General features: G+C 68.4%; 22 protein-coding genes. 9 read left to right on the plus strand and 13 right to left on the minus strand.

Annotation, left to right across the window (positions count from 1 at the left end):
* Positions 1–6: 6 nt before the first annotated feature.
* The 4 genes from guaA to AB0F70_RS04090 form a co-directional block, all read right to left on the minus strand.
* A complete protein-coding gene (gene guaA / locus AB0F70_RS04075; RefSeq protein ID WP_357443877.1) occupies positions 7–1,617 on the minus strand; it encodes a glutamine-hydrolyzing GMP synthase in 1,611 nt (536 codons plus the stop codon).
* A 101-nt stretch (positions 1,618–1,718) separates the two neighbouring features.
* Positions 1,719–2,867 (minus strand): galactonate dehydratase, encoded by a 1,149-nt coding sequence (gene dgoD / locus AB0F70_RS04080; RefSeq protein ID WP_357443879.1) that lies wholly within the window; start codon positions 2,865–2,867, stop codon positions 1,719–1,721.
* Positions 2,868–2,929: 62 nt separating this feature from the next.
* Positions 2,930–3,544: a 2-dehydro-3-deoxy-6-phosphogalactonate aldolase gene (locus tag AB0F70_RS04085; RefSeq protein WP_357443881.1), complete on the minus strand. Its 615-nt coding sequence runs from the start codon at positions 3,542–3,544 to the stop codon at positions 2,930–2,932.
* Entirely contained in the window at positions 3,541–4,578 is a 1,038-nt protein-coding gene (locus tag AB0F70_RS04090; protein WP_357443883.1) for a 2-dehydro-3-deoxygalactonokinase, read from the minus strand. The genes AB0F70_RS04085 and AB0F70_RS04090 overlap by 4 nt, the downstream gene beginning before the upstream one ends.
* A 69-nt stretch (positions 4,579–4,647) precedes the next feature.
* Here AB0F70_RS04090 and AB0F70_RS04095 point away from each other — a divergent pair, with 69 nt between their 5' ends.
* A complete protein-coding gene (locus tag AB0F70_RS04095) occupies positions 4,648–5,487 on the plus strand; it encodes an IclR family transcriptional regulator (RefSeq protein WP_357443885.1) in 840 nt (279 codons plus the stop codon).
* A gap of 90 nt (positions 5,488–5,577) precedes the next feature.
* Here the strand turns inward: AB0F70_RS04095 and AB0F70_RS04100 are convergent, their stop codons facing one another.
* Together AB0F70_RS04100 and AB0F70_RS04105 are read right to left on the minus strand one after the other, a co-directional pair.
* Positions 5,578–7,323 carry an ABC transporter ATP-binding protein gene (locus AB0F70_RS04100; protein ID WP_357443887.1) on the minus strand — a complete coding sequence of 582 codons (1,746 nt, stop codon included), beginning with the start codon at positions 7,321–7,323 and terminating at the stop codon, positions 5,578–5,580.
* Entirely contained in the window at positions 7,320–9,161 is a 1,842-nt protein-coding gene (locus AB0F70_RS04105) for an ABC transporter ATP-binding protein (RefSeq protein ID WP_357443889.1), read from the minus strand. Before AB0F70_RS04105 ends, AB0F70_RS04100 begins: the two co-directional genes overlap by 4 nt.
* A 67-nt stretch (positions 9,162–9,228) precedes the next feature.
* On the opposite strand from AB0F70_RS04105, the gene AB0F70_RS04110 reads away from it, so the two are divergent.
* A complete protein-coding gene (locus AB0F70_RS04110; RefSeq protein ID WP_357443891.1) occupies positions 9,229–9,642 on the plus strand; it encodes a DUF3817 domain-containing protein in 414 nt (137 codons plus the stop codon).
* Here the strand turns inward: AB0F70_RS04110 and AB0F70_RS04115 are convergent.
* Positions 9,630–10,448, minus strand: coding sequence for a hypothetical protein (locus AB0F70_RS04115; RefSeq protein ID WP_357443893.1), 819 nt, complete (start codon positions 10,446–10,448; stop codon positions 9,630–9,632). The genes AB0F70_RS04110 and AB0F70_RS04115 overlap by 13 nt on opposite strands.
* Positions 10,449–10,545: 97 nt before the next feature.
* Between AB0F70_RS04115 and AB0F70_RS04120 the strand changes: the two genes are divergently transcribed.
* Positions 10,546–11,715: an aminotransferase class I/II-fold pyridoxal phosphate-dependent enzyme gene (locus AB0F70_RS04120; RefSeq protein WP_357443895.1), complete on the plus strand. Its 1,170-nt coding sequence runs from the start codon at positions 10,546–10,548 to the stop codon at positions 11,713–11,715.
* A 3-nt stretch (positions 11,716–11,718) separates the two neighbouring features.
* Here AB0F70_RS04120 and AB0F70_RS04125 read toward each other — a convergent pair whose 3' ends face one another.
* Complete coding sequence (locus AB0F70_RS04125) at positions 11,719–12,621, minus strand: SURF1 family protein (protein WP_357443897.1); 903 nt, start codon at positions 12,619–12,621, stop codon at positions 11,719–11,721.
* 184 nt (positions 12,622–12,805) lie between these two features.
* On the opposite strand from AB0F70_RS04125, the gene AB0F70_RS04130 reads away from it, so the two are divergent.
* The 3 genes from AB0F70_RS04130 to AB0F70_RS04140 are packed head-to-tail and all read left to right on the plus strand — an operon-like array spanning position 12,806 to position 18,766.
* The gene (locus AB0F70_RS04130; protein WP_357443899.1) at positions 12,806–15,295 is read left to right on the plus strand and encodes a phosphoketolase family protein; all 2,490 of its coding nucleotides are present in this window, start codon (positions 12,806–12,808) and stop codon (positions 15,293–15,295) included.
* Between the two features lie 31 nt (positions 15,296–15,326).
* Positions 15,327–17,492 (plus strand): phosphate acetyltransferase, encoded by a 2,166-nt coding sequence (gene pta / locus AB0F70_RS04135; protein ID WP_357443901.1) that lies wholly within the window; start codon positions 15,327–15,329, stop codon positions 17,490–17,492.
* The gene (locus tag AB0F70_RS04140) at positions 17,489–18,766 is read left to right on the plus strand and encodes an acetate kinase (RefSeq protein WP_357443903.1); all 1,278 of its coding nucleotides are present in this window, start codon (positions 17,489–17,491) and stop codon (positions 18,764–18,766) included. Before pta ends, AB0F70_RS04140 begins: the two co-directional genes overlap by 4 nt.
* Positions 18,767–19,061: 295 nt before the next feature.
* Here AB0F70_RS04140 and AB0F70_RS04145 read toward each other — a convergent pair whose 3' ends face one another.
* The 5 genes from AB0F70_RS04145 to AB0F70_RS04165 form a co-directional block, all read right to left on the minus strand.
* On the minus strand, positions 19,062–19,676 hold the full coding sequence (locus AB0F70_RS04145; protein ID WP_357443905.1) for a 2OG-Fe(II) oxygenase: 615 nt from the start codon (positions 19,674–19,676) through the stop codon (positions 19,062–19,064).
* A gap of 19 nt (positions 19,677–19,695) precedes the next feature.
* Complete coding sequence (locus AB0F70_RS04150; protein ID WP_357443907.1) at positions 19,696–20,580, minus strand: hypothetical protein; 885 nt, start codon at positions 20,578–20,580, stop codon at positions 19,696–19,698.
* 1 nt (position 20,581) lies between these two features.
* On the minus strand, positions 20,582–21,322 hold the full coding sequence (locus AB0F70_RS04155; protein WP_357443909.1) for an SDR family oxidoreductase: 741 nt from the start codon (positions 21,320–21,322) through the stop codon (positions 20,582–20,584).
* 21 nt (positions 21,323–21,343) lie between these two features.
* On the minus strand, positions 21,344–22,078 hold the full coding sequence (locus tag AB0F70_RS04160; RefSeq protein ID WP_357444073.1) for a class I SAM-dependent methyltransferase: 735 nt from the start codon (positions 22,076–22,078) through the stop codon (positions 21,344–21,346).
* Positions 22,079–22,994: 916 nt separating this feature from the next.
* Positions 22,995–23,420, minus strand: a complete 426-nt coding sequence (locus tag AB0F70_RS04165; RefSeq protein WP_357443911.1) for a hypothetical protein — start codon at positions 23,418–23,420, stop codon at positions 22,995–22,997.
* Between the two features lie 120 nt (positions 23,421–23,540).
* Here AB0F70_RS04165 and AB0F70_RS04170 point away from each other — a divergent pair, with 120 nt between their 5' ends.
* From AB0F70_RS04170 to AB0F70_RS04180, 3 genes are all read left to right on the plus strand, one after another.
* Complete coding sequence (locus tag AB0F70_RS04170) at positions 23,541–23,678, plus strand: hypothetical protein (RefSeq protein WP_357443912.1); 138 nt, start codon at positions 23,541–23,543, stop codon at positions 23,676–23,678.
* 126 nt (positions 23,679–23,804) lie between these two features.
* The gene (locus tag AB0F70_RS04175; protein ID WP_357443914.1) at positions 23,805–25,097 is read left to right on the plus strand and encodes an ATP-binding protein; all 1,293 of its coding nucleotides are present in this window, start codon (positions 23,805–23,807) and stop codon (positions 25,095–25,097) included.
* Complete coding sequence (locus AB0F70_RS04180; protein WP_357443916.1) at positions 25,097–25,585, plus strand: hypothetical protein; 489 nt, start codon at positions 25,097–25,099, stop codon at positions 25,583–25,585. Before AB0F70_RS04175 ends, AB0F70_RS04180 begins: the two co-directional genes overlap by 1 nt.
* The last annotated feature ends 144 nt before the right edge of the window (positions 25,586–25,729 follow it).

Below are 25,729 nucleotides of genomic sequence, written 5' to 3' on the forward strand. Positions count from 1 at the left end.
AGGAGGTCACTCCCACTCGATGGTGCCCGGCGGCTTGCTCGTCACGTCGAGCACCACGCGGTTGACCTCACGCACCTCGTTGGTGATGCGCGTCGAGATGGTCGACAGCACGTCGTACGGCAGTCGGGTCCAGTCCGCCGTCATCGCGTCCTCGGACGAGACCGGGCGCAGCACGATGGGGTGACCGTAGGTGCGGCCGTCGCCCTGGACGCCCACCGAGCGGACGTCGGCGAGCAGCACGACCGGGCACTGCCAGATCTCGTTGTCCAGGCCGGCCTTCGTCAGCTCCTCGCGGGCGATCGCGTCGGCGCGGCGCAGGATCTCCAGGCGTTCGGCGGTGATCTCGCCGACGATCCGGATGCCCAGGCCCGGGCCCGGGAACGGCTGGCGCGAGACGATCTCCTCGGGCACGCCGAGCTCGCGGCCCACCGCACGCACCTCGTCCTTGAACAGGGTGCGCAGCGGCTCGACGAGGTCGAAGTCCAGGTCGTCGGGCAGGCCGCCCACGTTGTGGTGGCTCTTGATGTTGGCGGCACCCTCGCCGCCGCCCGACTCCACGACGTCCGGGTACAGGGTGCCCTGCACCAGGAACTTCACGTCCTCGCCGTGCTCGCCGGCCTCGGCGACGATGTCCCGCTGCGCGTCCTCGAAGACGCGGATGAACTCGCGGCCGATGATCTTGCGCTTGGTCTCCGGGTCGCTGACGCCCGCGAGCGCCGTCAGGAAGCGCTCCTTCTCGTCGCGGACGATGAGGCGGACGCCGGTCGAGGCGACGAAGTCGTTCTCGATCTGCTCGACCTCGCCGGCCCGCATGAGGCCGTGGTCCACGTGCACGCAGGTCAGCTGATCCCCGACGGCCCGCTGCACGAGCGCGGCGGCGACGGCGGAGTCGACGCCGCCGGACAGCGCGCAGATGACGCGGGCGTCACCGATCTGCGCCTTGATGGCGGCGACCTGGTCGGCGATGACGTTGCCGGGGGTCCAGTCGGGCTTCAGCCCAGCGCCCTCGTAGAGGAAGTGCTCGAGCACGGTCTGGCCGTGCGCCGAGTGCCGTACCTCGGGGTGCCACTGCACGCCGTACAGACGGCGGCGGGTGTCCTCGAACGCGGCGACGGGAGCGCCGACCGACGTCGCGAGCACCTCGAACCCGACGGGGGCCTTGTGCACGGCGTCGCCGTGGCTCATCCACGCGGTCTGGTGCTCGGGGGTGCCGGCGAGCAGGACGCCGGAGGCGCACACCTCGACCTCGGTGCCGCCGAACTCGCTCAGGCCGGTCTGGGCGACCTCGCCGCCGAGCGCCTGCGCCATGGCCTGGAACCCGTAGCAGATGCCCATGACCGGCACACCGGCCTCGAACAGCTTGGGGTCGACGAACGGGGCGCCCGCCGCGTACACGGACGAGGGACCACCGGACAGGATGATGGCCGCCGGGTCCTTGGCGAGCATCTGCTCCACCGTGAACGTGTGGGGCACGATCTCCGAGTACACCTTCGCCTCGCGCACCCGGCGCGCGATCAGCTGGGCGTACTGCGCGCCGAAGTCGACGACGATGACCGGGCGGGGGGTCTGGGGCTGATTCTCTGGCTGACCGGAGGTAGCGGTGGCGGGTGACGTCACGAGCACAAGTCTATGTGCCGGGCGGCGGCCCGGCGCCTCACACCGGTGTTACGTCCCGCACCTCGCCGTCGGCCCGGTCGCGGCGTCGGCCCGGTAGCGCGTCACCACTCCGCGAACGAGCCGTCGGCGTGCCGCCACACGGGGTTGCGCCAGCGGTGACCCTCCACCGCGCGCTCGCGCACGTAGTCCTCGTCCACCTCGATCCCGAGGCCCGGGCCCTGCGGGATCGCGACGGAGCCTGCCTCGTACGCGAAGACCGCCGGGTCGACCAGGTAGTCCAGCAGGTCGTTCGAGGTGTTGTAGTGGATGCCGAGGCTCTGCTCCTGGATCACCGCGTTGTAGGCGACGGCGTCGAGCTGCAGGCAGGCCGCGAGCGCGATCGGGCCGAGCGGGCAGTGCGGGGCGACGGCGATGTCGTAGGCCTCGGCCATGGCCGCGATCTTGCGGACCTCGGTGATGCCCCCGGCGTGCGAGAGGTCCGGCTGGATGATGTCGACCACGCCCGACGTGATGACGTCCTTGAAGTCCCACCGCGAGTACAGCCGCTCGCCGAGCGCGATCGGCGTTGCCGAGTTGCGCAGCACGTCGGCGATCCCGTCCACGTGCTCGGTGAGCACCGGTTCCTCGACGAACATCAGGTGGTACGGCGCCAGCGCGTCGAGCAGCACGCGCGCCATCGGCCGGTGCACCCGCCCGTGGAAGTCGACGCCGATGCCGATGTCCGGGCCGACGGCATCCCGCACCGCTGCGACGTTGGCGACTACCTTCTCCACCTTGTCGCGTGAGTCGAGGTACTGCAGCTCCTCCGGGCCGTTCATCTTGATCGCCGAGAAGCCGCGCTCGACAGCGGCCTTGGCCTGGGCCGCCGTCTCGGCGGGCCGGTCGCCGCCGATCCAGGAGTAGACCTTGATGCGGTCACGGACCCGGCCGCCGAGCAGGTCGTGCACCGGGACGCCGAGCGCCTTGCCCTTGATGTCCCAGAGTGCCTGGTCGATACCGGCGAGCGCACTCATGTGGATGCCGCCGCCTCGATAGAACCCGGAGCGGTACAGGACCGTCCAGTGCTCCTCGATCCGCCGGGGGTCCTGGCCGATCAGGTAGTCGGAAAGCTCCTCGACGGCGGCCGCGACGGTCGCGGCGCGTCCCTCCAGCACCGGTTCGCCCCAGCCCACCACGCCTTCGTCGGTCTCGATCTTGAGGAAGAGCCAGCGGGGCGGGACGGCATAGGTCGTCATCGACGTGATCTTCACGGCTTGCCTCTCAGCTTTTTTGCTTGTGTTGTCGTTGTGCTGTGGGGGTCGGACTGCGAGGACTAGGCCGTCGCGGCGGACCAGATCCGGACGAGCTCGGCCGCCCGCGTGCCGACCACATCCGGTGGGTCGCCCGGGCGGTAGAGGGACGTGCCGATGCCCGCACCCGCGGCGCCCGCGTGTGCCCAGCTGCTCAGATTCGCGGCGTCGACACCGCCGACGGGTACGAGCGCGGTGCCTGCCGGCAGAACGCTCGCCCACGCCCGCATGCCGTCGATGCCTACCGCCGAGCTGGGGAAGAGCTTGATGGCACGCGCGCCCGCATCGAGCGCGGTGAACGCCTCGGTAGGCGTCGCCGCCCCGGGATAGCTCTCGAGGCCGAGCCGGACAGTCTCCGCGACGACGTCGGGCCGGGTGTTCGGCGAGACGATGAGGGAGGCGCCTGCGTCGGCGGCCCGGCGGACGTCGTCCGGGGTGAGGACGGTGCCTGCCCCGACCCGGCGGTCCGCCGGGCCTGCCGCGCGGATCCGGCGGATCGACTCGAGCGGGTCCGGGGAGTTGTACGGCACCTCGACGGCGTCGAACCCCGCGGCGAAGATCGCCTCCGCCACGGCGACGGCCTCGCCGGGCGTCACCCCGCGCAGGATGGCCACGAGGCCTGTGGGGCGGGAGGTCATGCGGGCTGGCCCTTCGCTGTCGGGTTGCCTGGTGACGTGCTCGCCGAGGTGACCCCCGACGTCGCCGACGGGCGTACGGCAAGGCCCGCGTCGAGGGCGATGCCCCACAGCCCGCGGGCCGCGGCGTCCTCCCCGACGGTGCGGACGGAGGCGCCACCCCGCTCCAGCGCGAAGCGGTAGCGGTGCTCGGTCGCCGGTGGCCCGCAGAGCGCGACGACGCCGGCCGCGGTGCCGCGCAGCATGTGCCGCACCTCGGAACCGACCAGCAGGCCGGAGACGTAGTCGGCGATCTCGGTGGGTTCGAGCCGGCCGGCGAGGGCGAGCGGCCGCGCCGTGAAGAGCAGCGCGGCCAGGCCGCGCTCCTCGCCGCGGGCGTCCTCGGCGTCGAGCCCGCGGGTGAACGCTTCAGTGACCTCGGTACCTGGTTGCCCCGTCGCGAGCCGCGCGAGGATGCTGTCCCGCATCAGCAGGCCGTAGAGCTCGCCGGTCATGGCGGTGGTGAAGCCCGTGACGCGGGTGCCGTCGAGGCGCACCCACTTGGAGTGCGTGCCGGGAAGGACTACCGTCGCCGGACCCTCGGCGACCTCAGCCAGCGCGCCGACGAGCTGCACCTCCTCGCCCCGCAGCACGTCCGGGTCGGGCCGGTCGACCCGCAGGCCGGGGACCAGGTGGACCACGGACTCCCCCGCGGGCACCACCGTCAGGTGCTGCGCCAGGTCGCCGAGATCCGCCGGGACGTCGAGGTAGCCGGCCTCGGCCCAACCGTGGTTGGACCCCGCCATCCCCGCGCACAGCACGGGCACCCCGGGGTGCTCATCGATCCAGGACCGGCACAGCCGCCGGAACGTGTCCTCGAACGCGAGCGCCCGCACCCGGGCCGATTCGGATCGCCCGGAGATCGTGAGGGCGCCGTCGGCCGTCCGGATGCTGTCGAGCACCGCGCCCGTGCCGTCCAGGAGCCAGGCGCGAAACGTGGTGGTTCCCCAGTCGAGTGCGACCAGCGCGGCGTCGCGCTTCGGTCCGTCGTCAGCCATGTCCTGGACGGTAGGAGCAACGTCCCGACTATGCGAACCACGTCCCTATTATCGGGATACGGTGAAGTGGTGACCGGCCCATCAGTCGCCCCCACGTCGTCCGCGCTCGACGCTCCGGGCACGCACGTCCGCGACGAGATCGCCGCGGCTCCTCCGGGCACCCAGACGCTCGCCCGCGGCATCGCCGTCGTCAACGCGGTGGCCCGTGGCAGGACCCGGCTGCGCGAGATCGCGGAGGAGACCGGAGTCGGCCGCAGCACCACGCATCGCCTGTTGCAGCTGCTCCTCGCCACGGGCTACCTCCGCCAGCTCGACGACGGTGCGTACGCGCTCGGCCCCGCCCTGATCGAGCTCGGCTACCAGGCGCTGCAGGAGAATCCGGTGACCTCCATCGCGGCGCCCGTGCTGCGCACGCTGGCCGAGCGGGTCCACGACACCGTGCACCTCGCGATCGAGGACCGGGGGCAGGTGCTCTACCTGGACAAGATCCCTGGCACCCGCGGGGCGGTCATGCGCTCGCAGATCGGGCACCGTATGCCGTTGACCCGGACCGGCATCGGCAAGGCGCTGCTCCTGGACAGCCCCGGCCGCTGGAGCGAGCGGTTCCTCGCGGAGCGGCCGGTCACCGCCGGGCAGGGCCTCGCGCAGGACGTCCTGACGGTCGACGCGTTCGTGCAGGTCATGCGGGCGTCGGCCGGCCGCGGGGTGGCGTTCGACCTGGAGGAGAACGAACCAGGCATCCTCTGCGTCGCGGCGCCGGTTCGGGACACGTCCGGCTCGATCGTCGCGGCCATCAGCATCACGGCGACCCGGCCCTACATGCCGCCGGAGCGCCTCGAGACGCTCGCGCCCATCGTGCACGACGCCGCGGCCCGGATCTCGGCGGGCCTGGGCTGGCGGTCGGGCTGAAGGTCCGCGCCTACCCAGGGATCAGGCCCGGAACCCGCATGAGTTCGGGCCCGATCCCTGGGTAGGCGGCCGAGGAGCAGCAGCCGAGGACTACTCGTGCTGCCAGCTGTGCCAGAGCTTCGCGTACTCGCCGCCCGCCGCGACCAGCTCGTCGTGCGGTCCGATCTCGGTGATGCGGCCGCCGTCGAGCACCGCCACACGGTCCGCGTCGTGCGCGGTGTGGAGGCGGTGCGCGATGGCGACCACAGTGCGGCCCTCGAGCACCGCGTTGAGCGAGCGCTCCAGGTGCCGGGCCGCGCGGGGGTCCAGCAGCGACGTCGCCTCGTCGAGGACGAGCGTGTGCGGGTCGAGCAGCACCAGCCGGGCGAGCGCGATCTGCTGCGCCTGGGCCGGGGTGAGCTTGTACCCGCCCGAGCCGACCTCCGTCGCGAGACCGTCGTCGAGCGACTCGACCCAGCCGTGGGCGTCGACCGCCCGCAGCGCGTCCATCAGCTCGTCGTCGCCGGCGTCGATCTTCGCGAGCCGCAGGTTCTCCGCAAGCGACCCTACGAACACGTGGTGCTCCTGGGTCACGAGCGCCACGTGCTTGCGCAGGTCTTCCAGCGGCAGGTCCACGAGCGGGACGCCGCCGACCTTCACCGTGCCGCCGGTGGGCGGGTGGATGCCGGCCAGCATGCGGCCGAGCGTCGACTTGCCCGAGCCCGAGGGCCCGACGATCGCCAGCCGCTCCCCCACCCGCAGGTCGAGGTCGATGCCGTGCAGTACGTCGGTGCCCGCCCGGTAGGCATAGCGGACGTCGACGCCGCGCACCTCCTCGTCGACCGGTACCGCGTCGCCCGCCGTGCGGTCGGCCGGCACCAATCGGACGCCGATGATCCGCGACAGGGAGGTCGCGGCCACCTGGATCTCGTCGAGCCAGAAGATGAGCTCCCAGATCGGCCCCTGCAGCTGGTAGGCGTACATGACGACCGTGGCGACCATGCCGATGGTCACGGTGCCCTCGGACGCCAGGAACGCGCCCCAGACGAGCACAGTGATGGGCGCGAGCATGAACGCGAAGTCCACACCCGGGAACAGCACGGTCCGGAGGTTGAGGGTGCCGAGCTCCGCCTCGAACGCCTCGTGCAGGTCCTCGTCGCCACGCGTGGTCCGCCGGCGGCCGATCCTGAGCGCGTCGATGGTGCGTGCGCCCTCCACCGACTCGGTGACCGTGCCGTCGAGCCGCGCGTACGCGGCGGACTCGCGCTGGTAGGCAGGCGTCGCCCGCTTGAGGTACCAGCGCGCCACCGTGACGAGCACCGGGACACCCACGAACATGCCCAGCGCGACCAGCGGCGATACGATCATGCTCATCACGACCGTCAGCACGAGCGTGACCACGGCGATCACCAGGCGCGGCACACCGAATCGCACCGCGTTCTGGATGCGGCCGACGTCCCGCGTGGTGCGGGCGATGAGGTCGCCCGTGCCCGCGGTCTCGACGGTGGACAACGGCAGCGCGGTGACGGTCTCGACGAACTCCTCGCGCATGTCGGCGAACACCGTCTCGCCGAACACCATGGCGCGCCGCTGCGCGAACCGGGTGATCAGCGCCTGCAGCACCACGGCGGCGGCCGCGACGAGCACCAGGTTGCGCGCCACCTCGACGGTGGTCCCGTCGATGACCGCGTCGACGAGCTTCCCCAGCACCAACGGACCGACCAGCCCGGCAACGGCGGCCACCGTGTTCGCCACGGTGATGACGACCAGCGGCGCCCGGTGCCGCGCGAGCAGCCCGCGCGTGTACCGCCAGGTCTCCGCGGCGTCCGCGATCGGCAGTATCTTTCCGGTGCTCATGCCGTGCCTCCTTCCTGTGCGTTGGCGGTGTCCAGCAGCTCGTCGAGCTCCAGGTCGAGGTCGTCGTCCAGCGACCGGCCCACGACCCGGCGGTAGCGGGCTGCCTCACGCCCGCCCTCCGCGGTGGTGGGCAGGTCCAGCAGCTCGCGATGCGTCCCGTGCGTGACGACGCTCCCGTCCTCCAGGAAGATCACGTCGTCCACGTGGTCGAGCACCAGGGGGCTCGCCGTGACGATCAGGGTGGTCCTGCCACGACGCCAGTCGGTGAGCCGCTGCGCGATGCGCGCCTCGGTGTGGGCGTCGACCGCCGAGGTGGGCTCGATCAGCATCAGGATCTCGGGATCGGTGAGCAGCGCCCGGGCCAGCGCGACCCGCTGCCGCTGGCCGCCGGACAGCGAGCGCCCCTTCTCCGGGATCTCGCCGTCGATACCGTCGGGCAGCGAGTCCAGCACGTCGTGCGCGTCGGCGATGTGCATGGCGCGCAGCAGGGCCTCGGCGTTCGCCGAGTCCCGTACGTCGAGCTCGCCCGCGAGCCTGCCCGAGAACAGCGACGGCGTCGCGTCCGCGACGACTATGCGTTCCCGCAGCTCGTCCTTGTCGAGCTCGGCCAGCCGGACGCCACCGAGCGTGACCGGGGTGCCGACCTCGCCCGCGTCGTCGAACCGGCCCATCCGGATCGCCACGTCCGCCGACTCGTCGGGGTCCGCACTCACCAGGGCGACCACCCGACCGGGCCGGAGCGTGACGCCGGACGTCTCGTCGACCAGCGGGACGTCGGCAGGCGGCATCTCCGCGGTCGAGGCGTCGGCGCCGGTGGCCGGGACGACCTGCAGCACCTTGATCACCTTGCCCGCAGCGACGTGCGCCTTGGTCACCACGTTCACCGACTGCACGAGCAGGTGGACGGGCCACGACAGGAAGGACGCGTACCCGTAGAACGCGACGAGCTGACCAGTGGTGATCCGCCCCGCGATGGCCTCGACCGCGCCGAGGTACACGACGAGCGCGATGAAGAGCCCGGGCAGCAGGATCTGCAGGGCGTCGAGCACGGACTGGGTGCCCGCGACGTCGACACCGGTCTGGCGCACCTTCTGCGACTGCGTCCGGTACCGGCCCGTGAAGACCTTCTCACCGCCGATGCCGCGCAGGACCCGCAGGCCGGAGACGGTGTCGGCGCCGAGCGTGGTGAGCCGGCCCTGTGCGTCGCGCTGCTCCTTCTGGCGCTTCTGCAGCGGCTTGACCAGCAGGGCGAGGATGGCGGCGACCACCGGGAGCCCGAGCGCGATGACGAGGCCAAGGGTGAACGACTGGTTGAGCATCAGCACCACGACGATGCCGTAGGTGGCGATGCTGCCGATCGTCTGAGCGGCGATACCGAAGATCTCACCGATGCGCATCGTGTCGTTGGCGACCGACGACACCACCTCACCGGTGGGCAGCTCCTTGGTGATGTTGTGCCCTGACCGGGACACGGTGCGCGTCACCAGCTGGGACGTGCGGAACGCCGCCTGCATCCACGCCGCGATGTCCCACCGGTGCCCGATCGCGTTGGCCGCGATCCACACCAGGCCGACGCCGAGCATCAGACCGGCCCAGCTCCACGTGGTCCGGTCGAGCCCCGATGCGGAGGCGCTGTCGATGATCCGCCCAAGGAAGAACGGCTGGAAGGCGCTGCAGGTGAAGCCCACCACGCCGAACAGCATCGCGACGAGCAGCACCCGGACCTGCTTCCGGGCAAGCCACAGGAGCAGGGTGAGTGGTCCGCGCAGCGGCGGGGTGCCGGGATCGGCAAGGGGGAGGGAGCGCACGACCAACACCGTACGGAGGACCACTGACATTGATCCACGCTTTATCCGGACGGTGGCGTCGACGGCAGGGACCACCCCCGGAAGAGGCATATCCTCGATGGTTGTGAGTACCCCTCAGACCACTCCCGACATCTCCGCCGAGGCCGCGGCAGTCGCGATCCGCAAGGCCCGCGGCGCCATGGCCCGCTACCGCTTCATGGCGCTCGTCACCGGTGTCATGCTGCTGATCCTCTGCGTCGAGCTCGGCATCAAGTACGGCCTGGGTGCCGTGACCGACGTCGAAGGCGTCATGCCGTTCATCGCCTGGGTGCCGTTCGCGCACGGCTGGATCTACGTCGTGTACCTGGTCACCGTCGCGGACCTCTGGTCGAAGATGCGCTGGGGCTTCGGCCGCCTGGTCACGATGGTGATCGCCGGCGTCGTCCCGGTGATGTCGTTCGTGCTCGAGAAGAAGATCCACACCGAGGCCGAGACGAAGCTCGTCGCGCTGGAGAAGCGCTACCTGGCCTGACGCGGCTCGGCGCGCAGGCGGGGACCGAGCAGCCCGAGGATCTCGCCGCCCGGCTCGTCCTCGTCCGGCAGCATCTCGACGAACGCCGCGGTGACGAGCTCGTCGACCTCGGGGGCGGAGCCGAGCTCGGCCTCGAAGAAGTCGAGCACCGCCCGCACCTCCGCCGCGGGGTCCGGAGCCGCGGAGGTGAACAGCCGAAGCGCCTCGGCCCGCTCTTCCTCGGTCCAGTCGTCGTCGATCTCGAGGGACGCCCCGCCGGTGAGCAGAGCGACCTCCCGCTCGGCGACGTCGCTGAGGAACGGGTGCACAAGCACCTCGTCGTGGTAGCCGTAACGCTCGGCGTCGGCGAGCGGGCGGAGTGCGGGCACCGCCTGGAGCAGCCGGTCGAGGAACGCGGCGACCGCCGGCTCGTTCCGGTGGTCACGGTCCTGGTCGAGCGCGGCCCGCACGCGCGGGCCCAGCCCGTCGGCGATCTCCCCGCCCGGCTGACCGGGCGACGGGACGTGGATCAGGTACGCGCTGACGATGTCCTCGCCGACGACCGGCGGGCCGGCCTCCAGCAGCGCGCCCAGCGCGACCATCGCCTCGCGAGCCGCCAGGTCACCGGCCTGTACCCGCGCCATGAGCTCCGCCGAGACGAGCTCCATCACGAACCCGTCGGTCATCAGGTCGACGTCGAGACCGGCGTCCAGCCCGGCCCGTACCTCGCTCCCCGCGACCTGCCGGGCGAGCGGCACGGCCAGCACGGTGTGCTCCAACCAGGCAGACCCGGTCCAGGGTCCGGTCCACGATCCGGTGTCGCTCATCGTCGTCCTCCAGGTTCGGCGCCTGTCACAGATAGCCATCCTTGCGCACCCCTGGGCACCCGGACGGCGAGCGTGGCGCACCTGGTTCAATGCGAAGGTGAACGCCTACGACTTCGACGCCCTCACCGCCGAGCGGCTGCGCGACAACGGCAGCCTCAAGTGGACGGCCTTTCCCGACAAGATCGGGGCCTGGGTCGCAGAGATGGACTTCCCGGTCGCGCCCCCGATCGCCGCCGCGCTCCACGACGCCGTGGACCGCAGCATGTTCGGCTACCTCCCGCGGCACCTGGTGACGGGCACCGCCGAGGCGTACGCGGCGTTCGCCGCCGACCGGTACTCCTGGACGGTGGACCCGGCACGGGTGCGCCCCGTGTCCGACGTGCTGACCGCGCTGGTGCACACCATCATGCACTTCTCGCGCCCCGGTTCACCGGTCATCGTGCCCGCCCCCTCGTACATGCCGTTCCAGACGCTGCCCGGCGAGCTGGGCCGGGAGCTCATCCAGGTCCCGATGCTGCGCGACGCCGACGGCCGGTACACGTACGACCTGGACGCGCTCGACGACGCGTTCCGCGCGGGCGGGCACCTGCTGGTGCTGTGCAACCCGCACAACCCGATCGGCCGGGTCCTCGAGCCCGACGAGATGCTGGCCGTCGCGGAGGTCGTCGACCGCCACGGCGGGCGTGTCTTCGCCGACGAGATCCACGCCCCGTTGGTCTACCCGGGCCGCCGGCACGTCCCGTACGCATCCCTGAACGAGACGACGGCGGGCCACACCCTCACCGCGACCTCGGCCTCGAAGGCCTGGAACCTGCCGGGCCTCAAGTGCGCGCAGGTCGTCCTGTCCAACGACGCGGACGTGAAGCTCTGGAACGAGGCAGGTGCCGAACGGATCGAGGAGAGCGCGTCGACGCCGGGCATGCTGGCCAACCGGGTCGCCTACACCGAGGGTCGGGACTGGCTGGACGACCTCGTTGCCTACCTGCACGGCAACGTCACGCGGCTGGGTGAGCTGCTCGACGGGACCGGGATCGGCTACCGCGCGCCCGAGGGGACGTACCTGGCCTGGCTGGACTGCCGGGGGCTGGACCTCCCGGGCGGACCCGCGAGCGCAGTCGCGCACTTCCGCGAGCGGGCGGGCGTCGTCCTGGTCGACGGAAGTGAGTGCGGCGACGCCGGCCGGGGTTTCGTGCGGCTGAACGCGGCGATGCCCCGCGCGGTCCTGGAGCAGGCGGTGGGCCAGATGCTGGAGAGCGTCAAGGGCTGACGGTCACGCGGACGGCAGTCCGGCGATGCCCGTGTCGGCGTCGGTGGGCTCGCCGCCGCGGCGTCCGCCGGCCATCTCGTCCCGCACCAGACGGATCCACAGGAGCACGGCGAACCCGCCGAACACCCACCACTGGAGCGCGTAGAACACGTTCTGCAGGTTGGCGCCCGACCCGCCGTCGATGGTGGGTCGCGGCAGGGCAGCGACTCCCCCGCTCTCGGGCGAGCCCGGCCCTCCGTTCGCCACGAGGTAGCCCGTGTAGATCGGCCCGCCCCACTCGTTGACGAGCGCGCTGAGGGCGATCTGCTCGGTCTGCCCGTCCACCACGGCGGCGCTGCCCGACGTCGACTCGCCCACCTGGAGCCAGCCCGTCAGCGTGACCTCGCCCTCGGGGAGGGTCAGCGCCTCGGCGTCGGCGGGTGCCGGCACCCAGCCCTGGACCACTGCGAGCACCGGCGCACCGGAGAGATCGGCCCAGGAGGCGCCGCCCGTCCCGTCGTCGGTCACCCGGAAGGGGGTCAGGACGAGGTAACCGGTGTCCCCGTCCAGGACGCGGCCGGGGACGAGCAGCGGGCCGGAGTCCTCGAACTCGCCGGCCACCCGGACCTCGCGCCCCACGAGCTCGCCGGGAAAGCTTTCCTGCGGCGCCAGCACGTCACCCAGCCACGACGGCCCGGCGGCCACGGCCTCCGCGGCCTGCTGCTGCGCGGCGAGCTCGGCACGCTCGTACGCGCGGTCCAGCTGCCATGCGCCGAGCCTGCCGCACACGAGGGCCGCGAGCACGAACACCAGCAGCAGGCCGATCATGCGGGGCTGCCGGGCGACCTGGAGGAAGGTGCGGCGCTCGGGGTGCGCATCGGCGTCGGACGCCGTCTGCGTCGGTGTGCTGGAGGCACTGACAGGCATGAAGTCAACGGTAACCGCCCACCGAGGTGTCAGAAGCACAGGTCACCCCTGTGGACCCGACGTCTGACATCTCACACACCCAGGTCCGGACGGTCCTATCGCGTGCCGAGCAGTTCTGCGTTCGAATGAACGAACAGACAACCCGGCACAGATCCCGCACGTAACTCCCGTAGGAGCGTGAGCGATGACGACCACAGCACTCCCCGACTCCCCCACCACCGGATGGCACGCCACCGGCGTCGCCGAGCTGGAGCCCGCCGAGCTGGAGCGCATTCACGCATGGTGGCGGGCCGCGAACTACCTCTCGGTCGGCCAGATCTACCTCCTCGACAACCCGCTCCTGCGCGAGCCGCTCACCCGGGACCACGTCAAGCCCCGGCTGCTGGGCCACTGGGGCACCACGCCCGGCCTGAACTTCCTGTACGCGCACCTGAACCGCGCCATCAAGGAGCGGCAGCAGAAGACGGTCTACGTCACGGGCCCCGGCCACGGCGGGCCGGGTCTTGTCGCCTCGGCCTATCTGGACGGCACCTACTCCGAGGTCTACAGCGACATCACGCAGGACACCGAGGGCGTGAAGCGCCTGTTCCGCCAGTTCTCCTTCCCCGGTGGCATCCCCAGCCACGTCGCGCCCGAGACACCGGGCTCGATCCACGAGGGCGGCGAGCTCGGCTACTCCCTCAGCCACGCCTACGGCGCGGCCTTCGACAACCCGGACCTGCTCGTCGCGGCGGTGGTGGGCGACGGCGAGGCCGAGACCGGACCGCTCGCCACCTCCTGGCACTCGAACAAGTTCCTCAACCCTGCCGAGGACGGCGCGGTGCTGCCGATCCTGCACCTCAACGGCTACAAGATCGCCAACCCGACGGTGCTCGCGCGCATCCCCGAGGAGGAGCTCCGCGACCTCATGGTCGGGTACGGGCACAAGCCGTACTTCTTCGAGGGCGGGTACGACGAGGGCGAGCCGCCGCTCGAGACGCACCGCCGGTTCGCGGCCCTGCTCGACGAGGCGCTCGACGAGATCGCCGCGATCAAGGCGCGTGCCGCGCAGGGCGACCTGAGCCGCCCCGCCTGGCCGATGATCGTGTTCCGCACTCCCAAGGGGTGGAGCGGCCCGGCCGAGATCGACGGCAAGAAGACTACCGGTTCGTGGCGCGCGCACCAGGTGCCGCTCGCGAACGCCCGCGACACCGACGAGCACCTGCGGGTGCTCGAGTCGTGGCTGAGGTCGTACCGCCCGGAGGAGCTGTTCGACGACGACGGCCGGGTGCTGCCCGAGATCTCCGAGCTGGCGCCGGACGGCGACCTGCGGATGAGCGCGACCCCGCACGCGAACGGCGGGCTGCTGCTCAAGGACCTGCGCCTGCCCGACTTCCGCAAGTACGCGGTGGACGTGCCGGTGCCCGGCGGGTCGTCGTCCGAGGCGCCACGCGTGCTGGGCGAGTGGCTCACCGACGTGATCCGGCTCAACCCCCACAACTTCCGCATCTTCGGCCCGGACGAGGTCGCGTCGAACCGCCTGCAGGCCGTGTACGACACGACCGACAAGCAGTGGAACGCCGAGTACATCGGGCCCGAGGTGGACGACCACATGGCCCGCGCGGGCCGCGTCATGGAGATGCTGAGCGAGCACCAGGTGCAGGGCTGGCTGGAGGGCTACCTCCTGACCGGCAGGCACGGGCTGCTGACGAGCTACGAGGCGTTCATCCACATCATCGACTCGATGTTCAACCAGCACGCCAAGTGGCTCAAGGTCACGAACGACATCCCGTGGCGGCGCCCGATCGCGTCCTTGAACTACCTGCTCTCCAGCCACGTGTGGCGGCAGGACCACAACGGGTTCAGCCACCAGGACCCCGGCTTCATCGACCACGTCGTGAACAAGAAGGCCGAGATCGTGCGGGTCTACCTGCCGCCGGACGCCAACACCCTGCTCAGCACCTACGACCACTGCCTGCGCAGCCGCCAGTACGTGAACGTCGTGGTCGCGGGCAAGCAGCCGGCGCCGAACTTCCTCGACATGGAGTCCGCGATCGAGCACTGCACGCGCGGTCTCGGCATCTGGGAGTGGGCGGGCACCGAGAAGGCGGGCGAGAAGCCCGACGTCGTCCTGGGCTGCGCGGGCGACGTGCCGACCATGGAGGTGCTCGCCGCCGCGGACATCCTGCGCCGCGAGCTGCCCGACCTGAAGGTGCGCGTCGTCAACGTCGTGGACCTGATGCGGCTGCAGGACGCGTCCGAGCACCCGCACGGTCTCAAGGACTCCGAGTTCGACGGCCTGTTCACGAACGACCGGCCGATCATCTTCGCCTACCACGGCTACCCGTGGCTCATCCACCGCCTGACCTACCGGCGGGCGGGTCACCCGAACATCCACGTGCGCGGGTACAAGGAGGAGGGCACCACGACGACGCCGTTCGACATGGTCATGCTCAACGACCTCGACCGGTACCACCTTGTGATCGATGTCATCGACCGGGTTCCGTCGCTCGGCAGCGCACAGGCCGGACTGCGTCAGCGCATGCAGGACGCGCGACTTCGTGCGCGCGCATGGACCCGGGAGCACGGTGACGACATCCCCGAGGTGCGCGACTGGGTCTGGCCGGACGCCCAGGACCTGGCGGACGGCGGCCAGGTTGACGCTACGCTCGGCACCGGTGGAGACAACGAGTAGCAGCAGATCTCGCCATGCGAGATCCGGCGTCATGCGAGATCCGACGCCTGCGAGATCAAACAGAGCGAACACGGAGCCACATGTGACCGGCGCAACCCGCAGCATCGTCATCGCGAGCCCGGAGGGCGAGAGCGGAAAGTCGACGGTCGCGCTGGGAGTCCTCGACCTGCTGGTCCGCAAGGGCCAGCGGGTAGGGGTCTTCCGGCCCGTGTCACGCGCCGCCGAGACCGAGGACCCGAGCGGCGAACGCGACCACGTCCTCGAGCTCCTCCTGGAGCACGACGGCGTCGACATCGCCTACGACGACGCGGTCGGCGTGACCTACGCGGACCTGCACGCCGACCCCGAGGCCGCACTGAGCCGCATCGTGTCCCGGTTCCACGACCTCGCGGCACGCTGCGACTCGGTGGTGGTGCTCGGCACCGACTACACCGACGTCGCGGGCCCCACCGAGCTCTCGTTCAACGCGCGTATCGCGGCGAATCTCGGTGCCCCCGTGCTGCTCGTGGTCTCGGGCCGTGAGCGCACCCCCGAGGACATCCGCGCCCTGGCCGACGTGAGCCTCGCCGAGCTGGCGGCGCACCACGCGCAGGCGATCGGGCTGGTCGTCAACCGCGCGGACACCCACAGCGCCCTGGACGTGCGGACCCTGCTGGCCGAGGCGCAGCCCGACCTGCCCGTCTGGACGATTCCCGAGGAGCCGTTCCTGCAGGCCCCGACCGTCGGCCAGCTCCTGGAGGCCGTCGACGGCACGCTCGTCCTGGGCGACCCCGAGCTGCTGGGCCGCGAGGCGCTCGAGCTGCAGGTCGGCGCCATGAGCTTCGAGCACCTGCTCGAACGGCTGACCGACGGCGCGGTGGTCATCACCCCGGGCGACCGGATCGACCTGCTGATCGGGCTGCTCGCCACCCACATGACGCCGTCGTTCCCGTCGCTGGCCGGGATCATCCTCAACGGCGGGTTCTACCCGCGGGGCCGCCCGGCCGAGCTGCTGGAGGCGATGCGCCCCAAGCTGCCGATCATCACCACCGAGCTCGGCACGTACCGTGCGGCCCGCGCCGCGGCGGAGACCCGCGGCCGGGTGGACAAGGGTTCGGTGCGCAAGGTCGAGACGGCCCGCGCCCTGTTCGAGCGGAACGTCGACTCCGCGGCGCTCGCCGCCCGCCTCGACCTGCCGCGGCCCGAGGTGGTCACGCCGCTCATGTTCGAGTACCAGCTCATCGAGCGGGCGCGCGCCGACCGCCGGCACATCGTGCTGCCCGAGGGCTCGGACGACCGCATCCTGCGCGCCGCGTCGACGGTCCTGGCCCGCCACATCGCGGACCTCACGATCCTGGGCTCCGCCGAGTCGGTCCGCGCCCGCGCCGCCGAGCTGGGCCTCGACATCGAGGCCGCCCGCGTCCTGTCGCCGCACGACCCCGAGCACGTGGAGAAGTTCGCGGCGGAGTACACCCGGCTGCGCGCGCACAAGGGCATGACCGTCGAGCGCGCGCGGGAGATCGTCACCGACGTCTCCTACTTCGGCACGATGATGGTGCACCTCGGCCTCGCCGACGGCATGGTCTCGGGCGCCGCCCACTCGACCGCCCACACCATCCGGCCGTCGTTCGAGATCATCAAGACGAAGCCGGGCACGTCGTCGGTGTCCTCCGTCTTCCTCATGTGCCTCGAGGACCGGGTGCTCGTGTACGGCGACTGCGCCGTCATCCCCGATCCGACGTCGGCCGAGCTCGCCGACATCGCCATCTCGTCGGCGGCCACCGCCCGGCAGTTCGGCGTCGAACCGCGCATCGCGATGCTCTCCTACTCCACCGGCACGTCGGGCACGGGCGCCGACGTCGACAAGGTGCGCACCGCCACCGAGCTGGTCCGGGAGCGCATCACCCAGGCCGACATGGAGCTCGACGTGGAGGGCCCCATCCAGTACGACGCAGCGGTGGACGCCTCGGTCGCCGCGTCCAAGCTGCCCGGGTCCGACGTCGCCGGGCGCGCCACCGTGTTCGTCTTCCCCGACCTGAACACCGGCAACAACACCTACAAGGCGGTGCAGCGGTCGGCCGGTGCGGTCGCCGTCGGCCCGGTGCTGCAGGGCCTGAACAAGCCGGTGAACGACCTGTCCCGCGGCGCGCTCGTCCAGGACATCGTGAACACGGTGGCGATCACGGCGATCCAGGCCCAGACCAAGGAGTCCGAATGACCACAGTCCTCGTCCTCAACTCCGGCTCCTCCTCGCTGAAGTACCAGCTGGTCGACCCCGCGTCGGGCGAGGCGCTCGCCGGAGGCATCGTCGAGCGCATCGGCGAGGCCGGCGGGAGGGTCAAGCACGAGGCCAAGGGCAACGAGGTGGTGCGCGACCTGCCGGTACCGGACCACGGCGAGGCGCTCCGGATCGTCATGGGCCTGTTCGACGAGGTGGGTCCGTCCCTCGCGGAGGCGGGCATCGCCGCCGTCGGGCACCGGGTGGTGCACGGCGGCGAGGTGTTCAGCGCCCCCACCCTGATCGACGACGACGTCGTCGCCGGGGTGCGCGATCTCATCCCGCTGGCGCCGCTGCACAACCCGGCCAACGTGACGGGCATCGAGGTGGCGCGCGAGCTGCTGCACGTGCCCCACGTCGCCGTGTTCGACACGGCGTTCTTCACGACGCTTCCGAAGGCGGCCTCGACGTACGCGCTGGACCGCAAGGTCGCCGCAGAGCACGGCGTGCGCCGCTACGGGTTCCACGGGACATCGCACCAGTTCGTGTCGTCGGCGGTGGCCGAGCATCCGGCCGTCCTCGCCAAGCTGGCAGCCGAGGGACGCGGCCCCGAGACGCTGCGCCAGGTGGTGCTGCACCTGGGCAACGGCGCGTCGGCGTCGGCGGTGCTGGGTGGCGCGCCGGTCGACACCTCGATGGGCCTGACGCCGCTCGAAGGCCTCGTCATGGGTACCCGCTCCGGCGACCTGGACCCGGGCATCATCTTCCACCTGGTGCGCGGCGGGATGTCGGGCGACGAGGTCGACACCCTGCTCAACAAGCGTTCCGGCCTGCTCGGCATGTCCGGGGTAGGCGACATGCGTGAGCTGCGGAAGCTCGTCGAGAGCGGTGACGGGGACGCGCGCCTCGCGCTGGACGTCTACCTGCACCGGCTGCGCAAGTACGTGGGCGCGTATGCGGCGGTGCTGGGCGGTATCGACGTGCTGACGTTCACCGCCGGCGTCGGCGAGAACGACCACCGCATCCGCTCGGGGGTGGTGCGCGGGCTGAAGTTCCTCGGCCTGACCATCGACCCGGCAGCCAACGAGACCCGGTCGGACGAGGCACGCGTGATCTCGGTCCGGAAGCCGGCCGAGCCGCACCCGTTGGTCGCGCCGCCCTCGCTGGTCGAGCCTGTCGAGACCCCCGCCCAGACCCCCCTCGTCATGGTCGTCCCGACCAACGAGGAGCTGGCGATCGCGCGCCAGTCCGCCGCCCTGACCGCCTCCGGATGAATTGTCGCCCGGTTCGGCCAGCCGATGGCCGGGCATCGTCCAACCCGATCCAGACATCGCCCCGGGCGTAACTTGACCCACTGTCGTCCCCCTCTGCGTCCGGAGCCTCTAGCGGCCCGGACAGACGGGGCAACTCAACCTTGGGCTGGACGACTGGCTCCCCCTCACCGCCGTGCAGTCCCGCCAACCAGCGCGGTCTCTTGTGAACCAACGGGCCGCAACCGAATGATCCACTCGGTCTTCGATTCAGGTGGGTTGAGCAGCCCTGGAGGATTTGAATTCGAGGTGTATACGGTCATCCGTAGAGCGCCGTGTCGAGGTCGGGGGGACGAACGATGCGCTCACCCTCGGCGAAGTAGTTCATCGGCGCGGTTGCGCGGCACGAGGCTCCCTGCAACGCCTCGACGGCATGCGCAGACTTCCGAGCGTCGAAAAACAGCAGGTCGCCGGGACGCATCGACAATGCCACTTGGACGTCATAATCCCGGCCGAACAGCAATCGGCCACCGAGGCTGGCCGATGCTGGGGAGAGTACAAGGAGGCCGGTGAACGGGTTGCTGTCGTAGTGCCACTCGTAGCGACCGCCTGCGCCCTCGAGAAGGTTGACGTTGGCGCCGTTCACGATGTTGGGCGACGGGATGAGGTCTCGGCCAAACACCCGCTGGGCAATCTCACGGAACTCATTCTCATAGAGGCTCTGCAGCCTGGGAATGTGCTCGGCAACACCCACACCGTCGAGGAGGCGGTACTGGATCTCCGAACCAGCATCCTCAAGGCTCGTCGATGTCCCTCCGATCAATCGAGCGTCACGCGCGTGCTCGGCAGTCCCGTCAAAGAAAACCTGGATGTCGTCATTCGTCAGGATTCCGAGTTCGATCACGTTGGTTGCGAAGAAGAGTTGAGGCAGCATGCGCAGTCTCCCGGCCGGTCTAACTCGGGTTCTGGGTCAAGGGCTTTGCCATCTTCTGGAGTTGTTCGAACTGCTTTCGCATCCGGCGAAGGTCGGCGGGAAGCATCGTCACGTCGCCTCGCGCTTCCCCAAAGGGATCAAAGCGATCCTCAAGCCCGACCCTGCCGTTGAAGTCGAGAAATCCCTCGCCAAGGCTTCGTAGCAAGTTTGGGTCGTATCGCTCGACATGCTCCAAACGAACCCAGAGGCCACGAAGTGGCACCTCAGACTCGTCGGTGTGCGCGACAATTGGCGGGATCCTGACGAATTCGGCAATCCGACTCGTCGGCACGATAAAGATCCTTGTGACGTCTACTCCGCGCTCCGCAGCCTTAACGTTCGCCTCAAGGAAGTTCGTCTCGAGATCAGAGTCGTTCCATTCCTCTTCCGACGACATAGATACGGCGTGCACGTATTCACCACGCTGAGTCTGGCCGAACTGGCGGAACAACCACTCATAATAATCGCCGGTCTGCAGCGTCGGAGAGCGCTTATCGATCGCGAGTGCCCTCATGCGATCGTGCGCCTCGGCGACGATTTTTGACTTTACAGATTCGAATTCCACCTCAGTAATCGAGGCATATCGCTGAACGATCGAGGCGAATGGCTCATAGGATGCCGTGCTGCTGATATCGACATAACTCTCGACCTTGCGGAGTGGAGCAAGCTCACTCTCGACCATACGTTCGATTGCGCTCCGTTGCACCGAGAGGAGAAGTCCACCAATCAGAGCACCGACACCGAGAGCGAGTCCCGCTGAAGAGTTGGCGAAGAAGGCAAGGTTGGCGACTTCAATCACCGCACCGGCGATCCCGCCAATTACGCCCTCTGCTATCGCGACCCGTCGGGAGGAGGTGGGCGCCATGTCAGTCACCCTCTGGCGTCGACTCCGCCTCGAATTTCGAGATTGTGTCAACACCGGTGTAGCCGCCATCGACGGTGATCACTGACCCCGAAACGAAACCAGCCTTCGGTGACAGAAGAAATTCGATCACGTCGGCCACCTCGCTCGGCGACCCGAGGCGGCCCAGCGGCGTGATCCCCCGGGACATCTTGAAGACCTCGTCGGTATCCATGACACCACCGATCCAGCCTGGGGCCACCGCGTTCGCGCGGATGCCACGCGCACCAAGATTGTTCGCAAGCGTCATGACCAAGTTGTGCGCGGCTGCTTTAGTTGCCGCGTAAGCCGCCGCGCGGAACGACCCTCTGAATGCCTCGGTGCTGGTGACGATTGCGATGGACGCACCGTCGTTAAGGAGCGATGGGTAGCCCGAGAATAACTGCATCGGAGCTGTGAGGTTGTGAGCGAGCGAGAGATTCCACTGGGCAACATCAAACGACCCCAGATCCTCCATCTGGAAGTACATGTTCGCATAGACCGCTCCATCAAAGCCCATGTACTCTCGAGCGAAGGCGTCGACGGCTGACGAGTCAGCGCAGTCAAGTTCGACAAACGTCACCCCCGGCTTACTCTCCACAGCCCCGCGATTTTCTCCGGCCACTTCCTCAGAATAGGTCGCAACAATTTCGTGGCCGCTCTCCGCGAGCGCAACAATCAGAGCGCCGGCAACAGCGCCGTCCGCACCCACAACGAGAATCTTCATCTCTAACTCCTCATTCATTGGTCAGTTCACCTTCAGGCCGAGGACACACACGGTATGTGCCCAATCGGGGCGGATGATCGTAAGCAGGCGATCGAAGGTATCGCGGACAGGAGTCCCCGAACCGCCCCCGAGCACAGTCAAGCCGCGGATCCAACGGAGAGCCACATGACGACGAACGATGCGCCGCAGATCACGAGAGGAGTAGAGCCATGCCGGGATGCCTGAGGCTGGGGGCATCTCAACACACCGAGGACGGTAGTCGACTACACGCGTACCTGCGCTCGGTCCCGCCACCTGTGCAGCCACTCCGTAGAACATTAAGAACAGCACCCCGCCTGCCCGAAGGACGCGTACAGCCTCAGCGAGCGCCAGATCGAGATCCTCGACGTGAGAAAGCGACCCATAGGTCGAGACCACCGCATCGAAGACTCCGTCCGCGTAGGGCAGCGCGGTCGCGGAGCCAACACGAAAGTCAGCACCAGGATGTTTCGCTCGCGCAACTGCAACCATCCGCGCAGCAATATCGATCCCCACATAGTCGCAGGGCGGGAGAAGTTCGAGCGCCTTCCCAGTTCCGCACCCAATGTCGAGGACTCGGCCGCCAGCGGGAAGACTCTCGGCAAGGAGCCGAGCCACCATCCGATCCTCACGTTGAAACGGCGGACCATCGTAGGCGTGGTCATAGGCGTCGGCGATCGCGTCGTAGGACACCGAAACCGACGCGAACGAATCGGCATCATCGCGGGCAGGCAACATCACGTCCGGCCCCGCCGGCAGCGCACGTAGACCTCATTGTCACTGATCCCCAACACTGAGCTGGCTCTGCGGACTCGGACGACAAACGCTCCCATTTCGCCGCGTTGAGGTCAAGGATGAGATCCGAGGCTCTCGCGGGGGCCAGCGCGATGAGGTTCTGGACGCCCGTCGTCACGAAAGAGGCGAGCACACCGACCAGCAGGTAGACCGCGCCCATCACGAGAGCGAGCCACTGGGATGCCCCGAGTGTGCGTCGAGGGCATGCTGCGCTCGCTCGGCGTTCCCGGTGAGCGTGTGCGCTCATGATCCGAAATCCGTGTCGTTCGAGACTTCGCGCAGTTCGCGCACCGTTTAGGTGACTATCGGCGCGGAATCACGTTCAAACCGTATGATACCGAGTTCCATACTCCTCAAACCGAGGTAGTCGAAGCCGAAATAAGCGTCGGAGCGAAAGCCTACTAAATGCTGAGAGGTAGATATACACATCCGGCCGCAACGCTCGATGAATCTCAAACATTGCCGCAGCGAGATTGAGGCTGTGCCAAATAACCGGAAAGCGATATCGAACGAACTCGCCGACACATGGACAAGGCGTTACATGTTTGCTTGGGTGATAGTCCGTAAGCCGGTCCGGTTGCGAATCAACCTCACGGTTTATGCCGCCAAATCTACTCCATGATATTCAATGAACCCCCATACCGAGTTCGCCATGTAGAAGCCGAGGCCAGTACTGCAGCCAAGGCCCAAAACAGCCGAAACTTGACCGAAGGTGAGGCGAGACAACCGGCCAGCGACCAGCTCGTTCTCCATTTCGCTCCACCAGTCGCCGTGCAGTGAATCGCATCTCGGAGCTATCGCACTCCAGAAAATTTCGGCGCGAATGGCCCACGGGGATCTACTATGCAGAAGCGGGATATCAATTCAATGTTCCAGAAAACCAGTGCCCGCGCTTACTCATAAATTGGATCACGGCGGGTTGCTCCATCACATGGTCCGCGAAGGCCTGCCAGCCGGGACGAGCCTGCTTGGGAACGGAGCCTTCCTGCGCCTTAAAGTTGTCGATTACATCAACCACGAATTCTATCAGCGCCTCAAGTTCCGACTCGTCCATATCATCCGGCGGCACTGGTGCGCCATCGTAGATGTACTTCCTGAGCTTTGGGTTGGATATCATGAGCTCGTCAAGCTTTAGAGAATTTGCTATTAGGCCCTGATATACTTGGCTTTGTAGGGATCTCCTCAGTCGAACAATTTGAATTGTGAGACCGACGAGTCCTCCTAGTGAAACGGTAATGCCGACAGTAGTTGCGATTACTTGTAACACGGTACCAACTGACGTCATAGCTGGAGTATACCGGGAGGCAACCATCTTAGCGGGACATTTTACTCGCGCCAGGCCCAATATGCAGGGTCACAAACGTCACCGTCGATCAAAGACGGGGGCGCTGAACACCTCGCCGCCATGCACCACCGGACGCCCGACGGCGGCGCCTCTGCGGAGACGGGGTCTGCGGGGGCGCCGTTGATGATGGTGGTGCTGCCGACCAACGAAGGGCTGGCGATCGCCCGGTTCGCAGTGGAGATGGTCTCCGCGGAGTAACACGTCAGGCGCACATGGCACAGGCGGTGGCCAATCCGACCCAGAGAGAGGAGTGCGCCTGGCACCGCTCCCCTATACGCTGCCTGTAGGTTCGTGCACGCACCCTCAGAGGAAATGGATGGCGCCATGCTGACCGAGGTGACCCTTGAGAACTTCAAGAGCTACGGAGTTCGACAGAGCCTCGACCTCTCGTCTATGACTGTGCTGGTCGGCGCGAACGCTTCCGGGAAGAGCAACGCCATTGAAGCGATCCGATTCCTGTCGTGGCTCGCCCAAGGTCAGAGCCTCGGATCGATCCAGTATCAGGTGAATAGCGCTGACAAGGTTGTCCGGGGCGTGGCGTCCGATCTTGCCCGGCGAGGTTCAGAGAAGTTCGTTCTAGGCTGCCGGCTCGGCGTCGACGAGTGGAACGATCTGCAGGTAGCCCTGGAGCATCGCCCCGATGGATTTCACATCGTCGGGGAGACCGTGACCGACACCAATCAACACGTGCCGCTCTACGACCTCGACCAGCCCTCGGAGGGGCGCAACACCGAGGCAGGCGTCGGCTACAACAACTTCTCCCGTGGCGGGAGAAAGCCACACATCCGAGTAAGCGATCAGCACGCGGTGTTCACCCAGCTCGTCTCGGGCGCGCCGGTCGCGGCAGGCCATAAAAAGTCTCGGACCGTCATCCCAATGACCACGCGGCGTTATGAGGACGCACTCTCGCGAGTTCTCTTCCTAGATCCCGTACCCGCGAAGATGCGTGAGTACGCCTTTCCCTCCGAGGCTCGCCTGATCGGGGATGGATCGAACATCTCTGCCGTCCTCTACAACCTGTGCACATCCACGCCGGAGGCAAAGAACGAGGTCCTGAACTTCGTGCGTTCCCTGCCCGAGCAGAGCATCGCCGACATCGAGTTCCTTGAGGAACCGCGTGGAGGGCGGATGCTTCAGCTCGTCGAGACGTTCGGCAAGGTCCGGACCAAATATGACGCCTCGCTACTCTCGGACGGCACCCTCCGTGTCCTGGCCGTGGCCGCCGCGATGCTCTCGGCCGAGCACGGCAGCCTCGTGGTAATCGAAGAGATCGACAACGGCGTTCACCCCAGCCGTGCCAGAGACCTCCTGGAGCGGATCCAGCAGGTCGCCTCCGAACGCGGGCTGCGTGTACTGCTCACCACGCACAACCCGGCCCTCCTCGATGCACTCCCTCTGAAGGCAGTGCCTCGGGTCGTGTTCTGCTATCGCGACCCCGACGACGGTGACAGCCGTCTCGTCACACTCGAGGAACTTGAGACCTATCCCGAGCTCGTTGCCCGTGGCCCACTCGGTCGTCTCCTCACGGCTGGCGACCTGGATCGTGCAGCCAAGCGTCTCAGTACCTCTCGTCCGTCGACCCGTGACTGGCTACGTGAACGGATCGGTGCCGCGTAGTGCGCGAGATCCTCCTTATCGACACATCCGTCTACCTAGTGCTACGCCGAGTTCCGGACGTCGATCTTGACGACGCTGCCGTCCTCCAACGCATAGACACGATGGGTGACACCACGAGCCTTCTGCTCCCCATGGCAACTGTGTGGGAGACGGGTAACCACATCTCGCGCCTGGCGAGCGGTGGACTGCGATATCAACACGCGACCGCGTTTGTCGAGGACGTGAAGGCCGCGATCAGCGGCGATGCGCCCTACGCCCCGACGTACTTCCCGGACCCGGACGGCTTCGTCACGTGGCTCGCAGCATTTCCCGCCCACGTGAAAGCGAACAAGTCGCTCACGAAGCTCGGTGAGGGCCCCAGCCTTGCCGATGTGTCGATCATCAAGGAGTGGGAACGGACCTGCGACCTCAACCAGGGCAGCACCGTCGCCATCTGGTCTCTCGACGAAGATCTCGCTGGGTACTCCCGCGCTGGGTGGAGGCCCTGACAGGCCACTCGGGTCGCCAGGGACCGACGGCCGAGGCTTGACGCCCACGGTGCCGCGGTGGAAGATCGCCTCCAACCATGTTGACGTCATCATGGTTCAGCAACGAGCAGAGTGTTGACGTCAACATCCGCATCGCACGTCCTG

Source organism: Promicromonospora sp. NPDC023805, assembly GCF_040639635.1.
Taxonomy (GTDB): Bacteria; Actinomycetota; Actinomycetes; order Actinomycetales; family Cellulomonadaceae; genus Promicromonospora.

Bases quoted from the DNA above. Each gene is read 5' to 3' on its own strand.
- AB0F70_RS04165 (WP_357443911.1), bottom strand. From the start codon at position 23,420: ATGACGTCAGTTGGTACCGTGTTACAAGTAATCGCAACTACTGTCGGC.
- AB0F70_RS04105 (WP_357443889.1), bottom strand. From the start codon at position 9,161: ATGTCAGTGGTCCTCCGTACGGTGTTGGTCGTGCGCTCCCTCCCCCTT.
- AB0F70_RS04130 (WP_357443899.1), top strand. From the start codon at position 12,806: ATGACGACCACAGCACTCCCCGACTCCCCCACCACCGGATGGCACGCC.
- AB0F70_RS04145 (WP_357443905.1), bottom strand. From the start codon at position 19,676: ATGCTGCCTCAACTCTTCTTCGCAACCAACGTGATCGAACTCGGAATC.
- AB0F70_RS04100 (WP_357443887.1), bottom strand. From the start codon at position 7,323: ATGAGCACCGGAAAGATACTGCCGATCGCGGACGCCGCGGAGACCTGG.
- pta (WP_357443901.1), top strand. From the start codon at position 15,327: ATGCGAGATCCGACGCCTGCGAGATCAAACAGAGCGAACACGGAGCCA.
- AB0F70_RS04170 (WP_357443912.1), top strand. From the start codon at position 23,541: ATGCACCACCGGACGCCCGACGGCGGCGCCTCTGCGGAGACGGGGTCT.
- AB0F70_RS04115 (WP_357443893.1), bottom strand. From the start codon at position 10,448: ATGAGCGACACCGGATCGTGGACCGGACCCTGGACCGGGTCTGCCTGG.
- AB0F70_RS04155 (WP_357443909.1), bottom strand. From the start codon at position 21,322: ATGAAGATTCTCGTTGTGGGTGCGGACGGCGCTGTTGCCGGCGCTCTG.
- AB0F70_RS04090 (WP_357443883.1), bottom strand. From the start codon at position 4,578: ATGGCTGACGACGGACCGAAGCGCGACGCCGCGCTGGTCGCACTCGAC.
- AB0F70_RS04125 (WP_357443897.1), bottom strand. From the start codon at position 12,621: ATGCCTGTCAGTGCCTCCAGCACACCGACGCAGACGGCGTCCGACGCC.
- AB0F70_RS04110 (WP_357443891.1), top strand. From the start codon at position 9,229: ATGGTTGTGAGTACCCCTCAGACCACTCCCGACATCTCCGCCGAGGCC.
- AB0F70_RS04140 (WP_357443903.1), top strand. From the start codon at position 17,489: ATGACCACAGTCCTCGTCCTCAACTCCGGCTCCTCCTCGCTGAAGTAC.
- AB0F70_RS04175 (WP_357443914.1), top strand. From the start codon at position 23,805: ATGCTGACCGAGGTGACCCTTGAGAACTTCAAGAGCTACGGAGTTCGA.
- AB0F70_RS04160 (WP_357444073.1), bottom strand. From the start codon at position 22,078: ATGTTGCCTGCCCGCGATGATGCCGATTCGTTCGCGTCGGTTTCGGTG.
- AB0F70_RS04085 (WP_357443881.1), bottom strand. From the start codon at position 3,544: ATGACCTCCCGCCCCACAGGCCTCGTGGCCATCCTGCGCGGGGTGACG.
- AB0F70_RS04150 (WP_357443907.1), bottom strand. From the start codon at position 20,580: ATGGCGCCCACCTCCTCCCGACGGGTCGCGATAGCAGAGGGCGTAATT.